Origin of the sequence: Brucella pseudogrignonensis, from assembly GCF_002252525.1 — a bacterium.
GTDB lineage: Bacteria > Pseudomonadota > Alphaproteobacteria > Rhizobiales > Rhizobiaceae > Brucella > Brucella pseudogrignonensis.
Map to the genome: position 1 here is coordinate 21,255 of NZ_NNRM01000044.1, position 13,898 is coordinate 35,152.

The following is a 13,898-nucleotide window of genomic DNA, read 5'->3' on the forward strand; positions in this document are numbered from 1 at the left end:
GGCTTTCGCGTTGATTGCGGTCGAGAGACGGCTGTCTCGGTCAAAATCGCGCGCTGATGGAGCGGTGATTGAGCAGGAGGGCAAGGCAAGGGACCCGACATCCGCCGCCACATGCGGCGGCGGCTAGCCAATCACCGAAAGACGCTCGCGGTATTTGTCGACAATGACGGCAAGGATGATGACAAATCCGGTAATCATCTGCCGCATGAAATCGCTAAGGCCGAGCAGGACCAGACCATTGGCCAGCACCCCGATAATGACAGCTCCCAGCAAGGTTCCCAGGATCGATCCGCGGCCGCCAGTCAGGCTGACACCGCCGATAATGACCGCGGCAATGGCATTTAGTTCGAAGCCGATGCCAATGATTGGGCTCGCCACATTCAGACGAGCCATATAGATGATAGCACCGATACCAACCGCTGCGCCGGCAATGGTGAAGGCAGCGATCTTGTACCAGAATACCGGATGACCAGCGAGCCGCACGGCCTCTTCATTGTTGCCGATACCATAAAGCAGCCGGCCGAACACGGTGCGGTTAAGCACGAACCAGCCCAGTGCCACCATGGCCAGCGCCACCAGAAAGGCCAATGGGATTCCCAAAAGCGTCTGGGAGCCGAAGGCATTGAAAGCCGGTGGAAACGAGTAGATGGCGCGCGCGTCGGTGACCTGAAGGGCCGCGCCACGGGCAATATTGAGCATCCCAAGCGTAACAATGAATGATGGCAGCCCCCAATAGGCACTAATGAAGCCGTTAAGGAAGCCACAGGCGATACCAATGCCGACCGAAGCCAGCGTTGCGAGCGCGACCGCTTCACCGACGCCGAGCCCGGGAATATTCATCACCGTCCCGCCCACAACCGCGCAGAGTGCGAGCAGCGAGCCGACCGATAGATCAATGCCCCCAATCAGAATGACAAAGGTCATTCCGATTGCCAGAATGAGATTGATGGTGACCTGGGTCAGAATATTGGTGATGTTGTTGAAGGACAGAAAATGCTGGGTCGTCAGTGAGAAGACGACGATCAGCAAAAGCAGCGCCAGCGCAATACCAGAGTCGCGCAACAGATTTGCAAGGCGGATCGAGGAGGCGCGCTTCGGTGCAACATTAACCATGGTCTGCCATTCCTTTTGCTAAGGCGGTCGGCTGGGATTTGATTGTCTGATAGGCAAGACTGAGGATACGCTCTTCGGAAAACGCGTCACGCTGCAATTCACCAGTGATGCGGTGACTGGCCATGACCAGGATGCGGTCCGAAAGTGCCATCAGTTCGGGCAATTCGCTTGAAACCACCAACAGCCCCCGCCCGGCGGCGGCAAAGGAGCGCAACAACGCATAGATCTCGGCCTTGGCACCCACATCGACACCGCGGGTCGGCTCATCGAGCAGCAGCACAGAGGGTGAGCGGGCGAGCCATTTGGCAAGAACCACCTTTTGCTGGTTGCCACCCGACAGGGTCGCAACAGGATCATTGAGTGATCCAAATTTCAGCCTTAATTCGGACGCCTTCTGTTCAGCCAGTCTGTGTTCACGCTGACGATTCAACAGTCCCAGGGTCGACACATCCTGCATGTCGGCCAGACTGATATTGGCTGCGATGGGCATTTCGAGGATCAGGCCCTCATCCTTGCGGTCTTCAGTCACAAAGGCAAGGCCTGCCTTGATGGCCTTTGCCGGCGAATGGAGGCTGCATTGGATGCCTTCGATGCGGACCTGCCCGGAAATCGCCTTGTCCAATCCGAAGATGGTGCGCAGCAATTCGGTACGGCCGGCGCCGATCAGCCCGCCGATACCGAGGATTTCGCCCTTGTGAAGGGTCAGACTGACCCCATCTTCATGCGGGGAGCGACTATGTCTGAGCCGGTCGACCTGCAGCAGGATATCCGGGGTGGCCACGCTGGCAACCTTGGCAAGCATTGGATCGATGAGATTGCGTCCGACCATGCCCTGGATGAGGTCATCGCTCGTGGTTTCAGCGATGGCTCGGGTAAAAACGGTCTTGCCATTGCGCATGACCGTGACGGTCTGGCAATGCGCGAAGATTTCATCGAGATGATGCGACACAAAGACGATGGCCACACCCTGTTGCCTGAGCCGATCAACCAGCTCGAACAGGCGGCGGGCTTCGTGGGCGGTCAGGGTTGCGGTGGGTTCGTCAAGGATCAGAATACGGCTGTCGCTCATCAGGGCACGGGCAATTTCGACAAGCTGGCGATGCGCGATACCCAGGCGTTCGACCGGCAGGGTGACGGCGATGTCCTTTAGGCCGATGGCATCAAGCGCGTGCCGGGCCTGTCGATGCAGGGCGGCGCGATCGAGAAGTCCGAAGGCATTTCGCGGCAGCTTCTCAAAACAGATATTCTCAGCAACCGACATGGACGGAAGCTGGCTGAATTCCTGATGGACGACCTGGACGCCCGAATTCTTGGAGTCTCTTGGCGATGCCGGATCATAGGGCTGTTGGCAAAGCACCATCTCTCCGGCGTCGCGTTTGATAATGCCGCTCATGATCTTGATCAGGGTTGACTTGCCGGCACCGTTCTCACCGACCAGACCGTGCACTTCGCCGGACCGCAGGTTGAGATCGACCCCGTCGAGAGCGATGACGCCACCAAATCTCTTTTTGATACCGGCCAGCGACAGGATCGGGGCTGCTTGCGCAACCTCAGGCAGTTCGGCCATGAATATTCTCCGCTGCAAGGGGCTGCAAGGGGGCTGCAAAGGGTCTGCAAGGGGTCTGCAAGGGGGTGGCTTTGTTGCAAAGCCACCCCCTTGCAGCGATTATTTCAGCTTGTCAGCCGTGATCAGCTCAAGATCCGTTTTGACCCAGCCGGTCAATGGCGCACTACCGGCCACCACTTCAAGCGCCTTGTCGATGCCCATCGCTGCCATTTGCGATCCGAACTGGTCGACGGTGGCAAGCACTTTGCCCGCCTTGATTTCCGGCTGGATGGCCGGCAGATTATCAAAGCCGACCACCTTGATATCGTTGCGCTTTGCAGCGTCGAGTGCCTTGACCACGCCAAGCGCCATCGAGTCGTTGGCGGCCATCACACCCTTTATATCGGGATGGGCCGTCAGCATGTTGGTGAATACCGAATTGGCTTCCTCGGTTTCCCAATGCGCAGTGCGGGAATCAAGCGTTTCGAGCCCGCCCGCCTTGACCGCATCGTCAAAGCCGAGCTTACGCTGCACCGCGTTGTCGGCGCCCGGATTGCCTTCCAGGATAACCACCTTGCCACCCTTGCCGATCGCCTTTGCCAGTTCATCACCTGACATCTTGGCGCCCGCACGATTGTCCGGCCCGACAAAGGCCAGTTCGAGTCCTGCATCCTTCTTTGCCTGAGCGTCCAGCTCGACATCGATATTGACCACCACGACACCGGCGTCAACCGCCCGCTTGAGTGGTGGCACCAGCGCCCGTGAATCGGCTGGCGCAATAACGATTGCGTTGACATTCTGGGTGATGAAATTTTCGACCGCATTGATCTGTGCTTCAATATCGGTTTCTGACTGCATGCCGACGGCCTTCAGCTCATAGGTGCCTTTTTCCTTGTTATGGGCCTGTGCACCTTCGAGCATGTTCTTGAAGAATTCGTTGGCGAGTGACTTCATCACCAGCCCGACAACCGGCTTATCGGCGGCAAAGGCCGCGATAGGTGTCCCAATCAGACCGCATGCAACCGTGGCTGCGGCAAGCAAAGTGTTAAAGCGCATGATAACCTCCCCGGTACATCGCAGCGATGGTCGCAACCAATCCGGCGATGCGATTGTCGATTGACGATTGTATATCTTGCCCGCCGCACTGGTCTGGCACGGCACGCTCTCCTGCCCTGTGACCGCAGTTTGTAACACGGCGGCCATGGCGCCAATCAAAAACAGAAGGGCGAGAGCGAGTCAATATGAAACGGTTCATTCCCCTGCGCGGCCTTCCCGTAACTTTTTGCCTCCAATATTGCAGTTATCGCCGTTCTGTGATCATCTTTCCCTGTCCTCGCTGGAAAACACAGCGGGGGAAGGCTGAAAAGTCAAATTGTTATATTTTTCGAATGAACCGTTTCATTTCGCCATTATCACATTTTTCTGGCAGAGGCGGTTTTCGCAGGAGGAACAGGAGGGGTTACCAATGAAGCGACTATTCGCAGTTTTGTGTCTGGTTACTGGCGTGGCTTTTACCGGCCTTGCGCAGGCGGAGAGCCAGAAAATGATCATCGACACCGATTTCAGCACAATCGGCGATGATGGCCAGGTCTTGATCATGGCCGCACAGCTCGACAGGCAGGGCACGCTGGATCTGCTGGGTGTCACGGTGGTGACCGGCAATAACTGGCTGCGCCAGGAAGTTGCCGATGCATTAAAGGCGGTCGAGCGACTGGGGATTGAAGACAAGGTCGGCGTCTATGCCGGTGCCAATCTGCCTTTGGTTCACGACCCCCGCAGTTTCGAGAATGAACGTGCCCTGTTCGGGTTTGGCGAGAGTTACAAGACAGCATTTCATCGTCCTGAACCGGCCGACAGTGATGTGATCGCACCACCGGACGGTTTTGCAAACAAAGCCAGGCTTCAGCAACAGGATGCTGTCGATTTCATCGTCAGTACGGTCAAAGCCAACCCGCATGAGGTTACATTGCTGGTGATTGGTCCGGCCACCAATATTGCATTGGCGATCCGCAAGAGCCCGGAAATCGTTCCGCTGATCAAGCGTATCGTCTACATGGCAGGGGCGGTCGACGTCAAAGGCAATACAACGCCGGCGGCTGAGATGAATGTCTGGGTTGATCCCGAGGCTGCGCGCATTGTCATGCGTTCCGCCATCCCACAAGCCGTCATTCCGCTCGATGTTACCAATATCACGCAGCTTGACCGGGCCACCTTTGAAAAAGTGAGCAAAGGCGACGGCGCGATCGCGAAGCTTTTTGCCGACAGCTGGATGGCTGAAAGCTTCGCCAAGGACAAAAATGCCAAGGCGAGTGTCTTCGATACGCTGGCGCTCGCTTATGCGATCGACGAAAGCTTTGCGACCAGGGTCGATGATCTTTACATGGATGTCGACATCGCCTTCGGCCCCGGTTATGGCCGCACGCTGGGCTATTGGCAGGCGCAGCCAACCGCGTTATTGCAAAAGATGAAAGTGATCAAGGAATTCGATAGCAAGCGTTTTTTCGATCTTTATGTTGATCTGATGCAGCGGCCGGTGCCGATCCAGTTCGACAAATGACAATGGTGAATGCCTTTCGCAACAGCGCGGAGGGCATTCGCAGCGGCGGGGCATAGGCATGGTGACAATCAGGGACGTGGCAAGGCGGGCGGGCGTTTCGGTGGGAACGGTTTCACGGGTGCTCAGCGACAATGCTGCGGTGACGCAGAGCTTGCGTGCCGCGGTGGAACAGGCGGTCGCAGAGCTCGGCTATCGTCCCAACAGTCTGGCGCGTGGCTTGCGCCGCCACAGGACCAACATGATTGCCCTGGTTCTCCCCGACATTACCAATCCCTATTTCTCGGAGTTGGCACAACGCATCGAAGCTGCAGCTCATAGCTACAATCATCTGGTGGTCCTTGCGGATACCCACGGGGACCTGGCCCGCGAAGAGCAGCAGATACTCGGCTTGCGAGCACATCTGCCTGCCGGGTTTCTGGTGGTCCCGGTCGACAGTCAGTCGCGGCCTTCCCTCACCGGCTCGGTCCGCACGATTGCGCTTGACCGCCCTTATGGCAACCATCCTTTTGTTGCGGTGGATCATTATGCGGGTGGCGAACTTGCGGCTCGTCACCTGCTGGCGCTCGGGCACCGCCGGATCAGCTATATCGCCGGGCCGTCAGGGCTGACGATTTCTGCACGGCGGCGCGAGGGATTTCTGGATTGTTGCCAGCGGGCGATCCAGGCGCAGGAAGTTGCAATGGCGATGCCTGAAATTCTCGAGGCGGGGTTCGACTATCATGCGGGTGAAGCTCTGGCGGCGCGTCTGTTCATGCGCAAGCATGACGAATTGCCGACCGCCATTGCTACCGCCAGTGACCAGCAGGCGATCGGCATCATGCGCGGTGCCTCCGATTATGGCCTGTCGATCCCGCGTGATCTGTCGATCATCGGTTTTGATGACATTCCCCTGGCGGGTCTGACAACGCCGCGTCTGACCACCATTGTGCAACCGGTCAGAGAGATTGCCGAGACGGCTGTTGCAGCATTGTTGAACCCGGAAATGCCGCAGGACACAGTTCTGCTTTCCCCGACGATCAAATTGCGCGAAACCACGATCAGGCTGTGATCGCTGGCTGTTGCAGCGCTTTGAAAGCGTCATCAACAGCCTGCGGCTATATGGAAGGCTGCCGGCTGGGTTTCGCGGCGAGCCATGGCGCGACCTGGCCCATTCAAGCCGGCCAGGTCACGCAGGCCCGGTCGAGATCACGATGCGCGGGCAAACAGCCACACGCTCTCGCGCGGAATATCGACCCAGACCGGCCCTTCCGGCAATTCCCTGGCGCCGAAGGCCTTGGCTGCCAGGTCGCCCGATCGCAGGCGATATTCCCAGCGGTCGCCGAGATAGAGACAGGCGTCGAGCTGCATTGGCTGCCGCGCCGCGCCGGGCTTGTCATGGACAGCAATCTGTTCGACACGAATGACCGCCTTATCGCGCGCCTCATCTGATTGTCCGATCATCACGCCTTCGAGCTGCCAGTCGCTGCCATGGATAGCAGCAGTTTCACCGGAGCCGCGAATTTCACCATGCGCGACATTGTTTGCACCAAGAAAATCCGCGGCATAAAAACTTTTGGGCCGCTGATAGATTTCCTGCGGACTGCCTTCCTGGACAATCGCCCCATTGCGCAACAACAGGATATTGTCGGAGGCGGCCAGCGCTTCCGACTGATCATGGGTGACAAGAACCCCACAGATCTCGAGATCCAGGATAAGCTTGCGGATCCAGTAGCGGGCTTCCTCGCGCAGTTTCGCGTCCAGATTGGACAGCGGTTCGTCCATCAGCAATACGCGTGGTTCATAGACCAGCGCACGACAGATGGCGACACGTTGCTGCTGGCCACCGGACAGCTGGTCGGGAAAGCGTTCGGCAAGATGACCGAGGCCGATTTTCTCCAGGGTCGCCTGAACGCGCTTACCGGCTTCGACCTTGCTGATACCGCGCAGCTTGAGACCATAGGCGACGTTTTCCATCACCGTGCGGTGTGGCCAGAGCGCATAGGACTGGAACACCAGACCGATATTACGGTTTTCAGGGGCAACGGTCAGACCCTTGGCTCCGTCCAGCATCGGTTTGCCACCGATGCTGATGCGACCCTGCTCCGGCTGTTCGAGACCAGCAATGCAGCGCAGCAGGGTGGTCTTGCCGCTGCCTGATGCACCGAGCAGCGACACGATCGATCCGCGCTCGGCAGTAAAGGACGCGCCCTGGAGGATATGCAGGCCACCGAGATATTTATGAACATTTTGGACAGTCAGTTCAGTCATGGATTTTAGCTCCCAGACGAAGGGCGAGGCCTAAGCCTGCGCCGGTAAGGACGATACTCACGAAGGCAAGTGCGGCAATGGTGTCCATGGCGCCCGACTGGATCATCGAGACCATCAGCGATCCGATCACTTCAGTGCCGGCGCTCATCAGATAGATACCGGTGGCATAATCACGCAGGAACACGATCATGATGAGCGCCCATGCCCCGACCAGTCCGGGACGAACGATGGGGATGACCACATCACGCCAGGTCTGGGTGATTGTCGCCCCCGTGGTACGCGCTGCTTCCTCAAGCTCCGGGCTCACCTGGATCAAGGTGCCCTGGAGAAGACGCAGGCCGTAGGAAAGGCCGACAATGAGATAGGCGATGAACAGGCTTATCAGCGTGGTTCTAAGCGGGACCAGGAAGGGAATGAACAGAAACAGCCAGAAGAAGGCCAGACCGATGATCAGGCTTGGCATGGATCGGGGAAGCAGGATCATATAGTCGAGAACGGTGTTTGAGACATCGCGATTGCGATGACCCGCGAGACCGACGATCAGGTAGAAAGCGACCGCCAGCGCACCCCCCACCACGGCGAGCAGGATGGTGTTGAACACGCCGCGATAAAGACTTGGCACTTCAAACAGCGCGTTGAAATGCCGGGTGGTCAGATGTGCGAAGGGATTGACGCCCTGCCCCCAGGCATCGACAAATGCCCGAAGCACAATGCCACCGATCGGCAGGATCACCGACAGAAACAACCAGAAGCCGATCAGCGAGAGGGCGACGATCTGGCCGGCGCGACCAAGACGCATCACGGTGGTCCGCGCGCCCTTGCCACCCAGCGCGGCATAGCGGCGACTATGGCGCAACAGGCGCCGCTGGTACCAGACCAGCGGCAATGTGAGCAGAACGAGAAGCACCACGACGACAGCCATCAACTGATAGGTCGGCACCCCGAACAAGGTGGTGAGCTTGTAGATATAGGTTGTGAGAACATTGATGCCACTGGGGTCGCCCAGCACCAGAGGAACGCCGAACATCTCGAAGCCGATCAGGAGATTAAGCGCGGTGGCAAAGATCAGCGCCGGAAGCACCATCGGCACGGTCACATCGCAGCACACACGCCAGATCGGTGCGCCGCTGATGCGCGCCGCCTCTTCCAGATCCGATGGCAGGTTGCGCATGGCTGCAGAAACATAAAGATAGACATGGGGGACATGGGCGAGACCGGTGACCAGGACGATGCCGGTCAGCGAATAGATATTCCAGGGCACAAAGCCAAAAATGTCTCGTGCGAGGATCGACAGGAAACCGGAAGGGCCGATTGCCACCGTATAGCCAAAGGCCAGCACCAGTGCCGAGATGAACATGGGCACCAGCACGATCACCTCCAGAGCCTTGCGAAACCGTACATCGGTGCGGGTCAGCAGGAAGGAGAGGGCGGCGCCCAGCGGGACGGCGATCGCCACCATGCCCACAGCCATGATGACCGTGTTCCACAGAGCGTCGTAAAACATCGGGTCGACGAGAATATATTGATAGGCACTCAGCCCGATCGTGGCACTGGCGCTGAAGAACGGGCCATCGAGAAAGCTCTGATAGAGGATCAGGGCGATCGGGGTAAGGACGCTCAAAGTCAGCAGGCCGATAACCAGCCGTCGGAACGCCAGCGCCTCGCCTGGCGCCCGCAATGTCTTTTGCCGACCGTTTCGAGCGGTGGCGTGGGTGAGATTTTGACTATAACTATCCGCCGGCATGGATTGACCTCCGGGAAAACGCGCGATGAACGGGAAGGCTGCCCAGCCCTCCCCTCAGCGACAGAACGCAATCGGGTTTGGGACGCGAGCAGGGATGGCTGTGACCGTGACGGTTCTGTCCGGCGTGACTGCCGTGCTGTGCAGCCGGCCGGACAGATTGCTGAGCGGTGGCTTATCAGCCTTTCAGGGCAGCCCGCCATTGCCTGAGAAACTTGATCCGCTTTTGCGGATCCATCAAATTGAGCAGGGTTTCATCAAGCGCGATCGGCTTGAGATTGCCACCGACAAGTGTGTTGAGGCTATCAACATTATAGCCCTCATTCACGTCCTTGCGCAGCGCTGGCATGCCCTTGGAGGCAAGCGCTGTCTGGCCTTCCTGCGAGAGCAGGAAATCGATGAACAGCTTGCCGGCATTGGGGTGCGGGGCATCCTTGAGCAGGCCGGTCACGCGGGAGAAGGCAGGCGTATAATCCTTGCCAAAGGCCACGCCGAGATTGGGCGCACTCTTGACCCAGTCAAGAGCATAGGAGCCAATCAGATTATAGGCCAGGACGTTTTCACCCGAAACAACGGTTTCACGCATCGAGCCGGTCGAGGAATAGGACTTGCCCTTGGCCTTTCCCAAAGCATTGGTGAGGTCCCAGAAATTCTGTGTCTGATCAAGATCATTGGTCTGGATCAAAAAGCCGACGCCGGATTTTTCCGGGTCAAAGGTCGCAAGGCGACCATCATAATCACCGCTGGCAATAAAATCGATCAGCTCCTGGCGGGTTTGCGGTACCTTGTCCTCTTTCAGTGCGGTCTTGTTGTAGATCATGCCGATCGGTTCGATCGAGGTTGCGTAGACGACGTCCTTATATACGGCCCAACCAGGCAGAGCGGCAGTTTCTGTTGATTGGTAGGGTGCGAGATAGCCGTCGACGGCGAGTTTGACGCCCTGGTCCATCGCTGATGTCCAGAACAGGTCTCCACCTACCTGCCCTGCCGCCGCCTCGGAGATCACCCGGTTATAGACACCATTGGTGCCAATATCATTGTAGTCGACGCGAATGTCGGGATATTTTTTGGCAAAGGCGTCGAGAGCCGCCTGGGCCTGGGCCTGGTCGGTGGCAGAATAGATGGTCACCGATCCTTCCTTGCGCGCCGCTTCAACAAGCTCGGTTCTCGCCGTAAGGCCAGGCGTGGCGGACAGGATCAGTGCGCCCCCGGTGATAAGCCCATAAGAAAAATTGCGTTTCAAAATGCAGGTCCTCCCAAAGTGATTCCGTTTTCCCGGGAAGAACTGGCGTCAAACAGAAAACTATACTTTGTTGTTTACAATACTTATCGATTTTTTCTGTCCGCAACAAAGTATTCCCGCATTTTACAATGCAGACTCAAGCTTTCAGTTGATCGATATCCTCCCAAGGATACAGAAAAGCCATTCACTCCTACGAATAGCCTTTCATAATACATATATTCTACGGTGAAACTGTCAGGAACCTGTCATAAATTGTTAGGTTTTAGTTGCCGGGAAACATTTTCTATGCAATCTATCGGCAATGCGCATCCTTTTGGTTGAAGACACACGGGATGTCGGGGAGGCAATCAATCAACGGCTGGTGCGGGTGGGGCATTCAGTCGATTGGGAGACGGACGGACTCGTTGCCGCCGAGATTCTCGACTTCACCGATTACGATCTGATCATTCTTGACGTCATGCTCCCCGGGCTTGGCGGCTTTGACATCCTGCGCCGGCTGCGCGCCGCCAAGAAGACGGTTCCGGTTCTTGTTCTCACTGCGCGCTCGGAGATTGAGGATCGGGTCAGCGCGCTTGATCTGGGTGCCGATGATTATCTGGTCAAACCGTTTGACTTTCGCGAATTGGAGGCACGGGTCCGGGTTTTGTTGCGCCGCAACAGCGGCGAGACCACCAATATCATCGTCTGCGGCAATCTTCAGCTCGACCGGCACAGCCGCAATGTGCGGATCGGCAATCGCGAGGTGCAGCTCAAGCGCCGTGAAATCGCCATTCTGGAGGTTTTTGCCAGCCGGCCCGGCAGGCTTTTCAGCAAGGATGAGCTGATGGACACGCTGTTTGGCTTCGATGAAGGGGTCAATCACAATGCGGTTGAACTCTACATCAGCAGAATTCGCAAGAAGATCGAGGGATCGGGCGTATCGATCATGACGCAACGCGGGATGGGCTATCAATTGGTGATCGATGAAAGCGCATGAACCCTCGCTGTTCTCGCGGCTGTTTATCCGGGTTGGCCTTGTTCTGGTGATCGGGGCGAGCCTTCTGATCACCGCGGCCTGGTTTTACGGCCAGACGGCTTCCAACAAGACCTATGACCAGCTGCTGCAGGGGGCTGCCATGCAGATTGCCGAGGGGGTCACGCAGATTGACGGCCAGTTGATCGTCAATCTGCCTTCCTCTGCCTTTGAACTATTGGGATTTGCGGAAAGAGACAGGATTTTTTATCGCATTGTCGGGCCCGATGGCGCGGTTGTGAGCGGGTATCCGGATTTGAATATCCATGATGATCTTGGTGCCGCGCGGCGTGCGCCGAAACTTGCGACAGAAATCTATCGCGGGGCCGAGGTGCGGATGATCACGGTCGCGCGGGCGCTGGCCGATCAGGCCGAGGCGGGCTGGGTCTATGTGGTGCTGGCGCAAACCACCGAGGCGCGGCGTGCTCTTGCGGCGGAAGTCACACAAGGCGCAATGCTGATTGTCGGCGTGATGGTTGTGCTCGGACTTGCCGGGACATTCCTTGCAGTGCGCTATGCGCTGCGGCCCGTCACCAGCCTTGCCGATGCGCTCCGGCAACGCAATCCGGAGGATCTGACGCCGATGCAGACACCAGCACCCGATGAATTGCGGCCTTTTGTCGGTGCGATCAATTCCTTCATGACACGGCTGGATCTGCGGGTGGTGCGACTACAGCAATTCATTGCCGATGCCGCCCATCAGATCCGCACACCCTTGACGGCACTTGCCGCCCAGGTCGATATGCTGGATGCCGATGCCATGAGTGAAGCTGATCGCGAACGCACACGGCGCATCAAGCGCAGAACAGGCGAATTGGCACAATTGACCAACCAGTTGCTCAGCCATGCCATGGTCATTCATCGTGCAGGGGTGGTGCAGCTGGAAGTCATCAATCTGGTAGAGGTGAGCCGCGCGGCGTTTCACCATGCGGTCCCGCTGACAATCGACCCCGACATGGTGATATCATTTGAGGCTGGCGAGACCGGGCTGATGGTCAAAGGGGATCCTGTCAGCCTGCGCGAAGCCATCGCCAATATTATCAACAATGCGCTTAGCCACGGCGCGATCTCGCGGCTGGAAGTGCGCGTGCAGCGCGTTGATGGGCGGATCTGTGTTGAGGTTGAGGATGACGGACCGGGCATTGCGCCCGCAAACTGGGATCAGATGGTACGCCGGTTCAACGCAGCATCGCCCAAGGCAGGCGCGGCCTCGGGGCTTGGCTTTGCCATCGCGGCGGAGGTTGCATCGGCCCATGACGGGATCATCCGCTTTCGCGAGAAGGGCGAGACCGGCTTCACGGTGATCCTCGATTTGCCGCGCGCAGGGGAGGATGGACGGTGAGACTTTATTTCTTTGCCTTTTTGCTTTCAGGACTGGCAAGCTATGCGCAGGCCCAGTCGGATGAAGGAACGACCACCCATTTTCCGTCGCTTGATACGGAAATCGCCCGCCTGGTGATCCATGGCGCGGCCGACACCTCGGCGCTCAAGCCGTTGTTGCGCGATTTTCAGGTCAGCGAGCCGCATGTCGCGATCGACTATACCGACTTTGTCACCAATGAGCTGTATCGGGAGGCAGATAGCGCCTGTCGTGAAGGCCGCAATTTCGGTGATTTACTGTTGTCTTCTTCGGTGGATCAGATGGTGAAGCTTGCCAATGACGGCTGCGCTCTGGCCCATGTCTCGGCGCAGACGCGCGGCGCTGAAAATCATGCCAATAACTGGCGCAACGAGGTCTATGGCTTCACCTTCGAGCCATCGGTGATTGTCTATCACAGCGATTACGTGGATCCGGAGGAGGTGCCGCATACCCGGGCTGAACTCGCGGATCTGTTGCGGCGCAAACAGGAATTCTACCGCCGTCATGTCGCCACCTACGACCTGCGGGAATCGGGTGTTGGCTATTTGCTGGCCTTTCTTGACGCGGAGCAGAATTCGACCGCCTATGGGCGCTTGCTGGAGAGTATGAGCCGTGTGGACACGCAATTGCGGTGCTGCAACAACTCGATCCTGAGCGATCTGGACGAGCGCAAGATCTATATCGGCTATAATATCATCGGATCCTATGCCTATGCGGCAAGCCTGCGCAATCCCAAGCTCAAAATCGTTCTGCCGCGCGATTATACGCTGGTTCTAAGTCGCGCGGCCTTTATTCCAAAACAGGCCGGTCAGGCGGCGCTGGCCGCGCGTTTTCTCGATTATCTGCTGTCCGAGCGCGGGCGGAGGGTGGCGCGTGAGCAAGCGTTTTTCTTTTCGCGTGATGGCAGCCTGCCTTCAGGCGTGGATGGACCACCATCGCTGATCGAAAGCGGGGTGGGACGGCTGGTGCGGATTGGCCCTGCTCTGCTTGCAACCCAGGACGGCGCACAGCGCAAGCGTTTCATTGACGACTGGACCGAGGTGATGGCCCCGACCGTTGCGCCCGGCCCTCAGTGAGTG

Annotated in this window: 11 protein-coding genes; 5 read left to right on the forward strand and 6 right to left on the reverse strand. The window is 57.9% G+C overall.

The window, feature by feature from the left end; all coding sequences use genetic code 11:
* Positions 1–123: 123 nt before the first annotated feature.
* From CEV34_RS20125 to CEV34_RS20135, 3 genes are all read right to left on the reverse strand, one after another.
* Entirely contained in the window at positions 124–1,113 is a 990-nt protein-coding gene (locus tag CEV34_RS20125) for an ABC transporter permease (RefSeq protein WP_007880683.1), read from the reverse strand.
* Positions 1,106–2,680, reverse strand: coding sequence for a sugar ABC transporter ATP-binding protein (locus CEV34_RS20130; RefSeq protein WP_007880686.1), 1,575 nt, complete (start codon positions 2,678–2,680; stop codon positions 1,106–1,108). The genes CEV34_RS20125 and CEV34_RS20130 overlap by 8 nt, the downstream gene beginning before the upstream one ends.
* A 99-nt stretch (positions 2,681–2,779) precedes the next feature.
* A complete protein-coding gene (locus tag CEV34_RS20135; protein WP_094544371.1) occupies positions 2,780–3,715 on the reverse strand; it encodes a sugar ABC transporter substrate-binding protein in 936 nt (311 codons plus the stop codon).
* Positions 3,716–4,124: 409 nt separating this feature from the next.
* Here CEV34_RS20135 and CEV34_RS20140 point away from each other — a divergent pair, with 409 nt between their 5' ends.
* Together CEV34_RS20140 and CEV34_RS20145 are read left to right on the forward strand one after the other, a co-directional pair.
* Positions 4,125–5,216 carry a nucleoside hydrolase gene (locus CEV34_RS20140; RefSeq protein WP_007880690.1) on the forward strand — a complete coding sequence of 364 codons (1,092 nt, stop codon included), beginning with the start codon at positions 4,125–4,127 and terminating at the stop codon, positions 5,214–5,216.
* 58 nt (positions 5,217–5,274) lie between these two features.
* A complete protein-coding gene (locus CEV34_RS20145; protein ID WP_007880692.1) occupies positions 5,275–6,264 on the forward strand; it encodes a LacI family DNA-binding transcriptional regulator in 990 nt (329 codons plus the stop codon).
* Positions 6,265–6,401: 137 nt separating this feature from the next.
* Here CEV34_RS20145 and CEV34_RS20150 read toward each other — a convergent pair whose 3' ends face one another.
* The 3 genes from CEV34_RS20150 to CEV34_RS20160 form a co-directional block, all read right to left on the reverse strand.
* A complete protein-coding gene (locus CEV34_RS20150; protein WP_007880693.1) occupies positions 6,402–7,463 on the reverse strand; it encodes an ABC transporter ATP-binding protein in 1,062 nt (353 codons plus the stop codon).
* A complete protein-coding gene (locus CEV34_RS20155; RefSeq protein WP_083898686.1) occupies positions 7,456–9,207 on the reverse strand; it encodes an ABC transporter permease in 1,752 nt (583 codons plus the stop codon). Before CEV34_RS20155 ends, CEV34_RS20150 begins: the two co-directional genes overlap by 8 nt.
* A gap of 175 nt (positions 9,208–9,382) precedes the next feature.
* A complete protein-coding gene (locus CEV34_RS20160; RefSeq protein ID WP_094544372.1) occupies positions 9,383–10,447 on the reverse strand; it encodes an ABC transporter substrate-binding protein in 1,065 nt (354 codons plus the stop codon).
* A gap of 301 nt (positions 10,448–10,748) precedes the next feature.
* Here CEV34_RS20160 and CEV34_RS20165 point away from each other — a divergent pair, with 301 nt between their 5' ends.
* Genes CEV34_RS20165 through CEV34_RS20175 form a run of 3 tightly spaced genes read left to right on the forward strand, consistent with a single transcriptional unit; the run spans position 10,749 to position 13,895 of the window.
* Positions 10,749–11,423, forward strand: a complete 675-nt coding sequence (locus CEV34_RS20165; protein WP_007880697.1) for a response regulator transcription factor — start codon at positions 10,749–10,751, stop codon at positions 11,421–11,423.
* On the forward strand, positions 11,410–12,801 hold the full coding sequence (locus CEV34_RS20170) for a sensor histidine kinase (protein WP_007880698.1): 1,392 nt from the start codon (positions 11,410–11,412) through the stop codon (positions 12,799–12,801). The genes CEV34_RS20165 and CEV34_RS20170 overlap by 14 nt, the downstream gene beginning before the upstream one ends.
* A complete protein-coding gene (locus tag CEV34_RS20175) occupies positions 12,798–13,895 on the forward strand; it encodes an ABC transporter substrate-binding protein (protein ID WP_007880699.1) in 1,098 nt (365 codons plus the stop codon). The genes CEV34_RS20170 and CEV34_RS20175 overlap by 4 nt, the downstream gene beginning before the upstream one ends.
* The last annotated feature ends 3 nt before the right edge of the window (positions 13,896–13,898 follow it).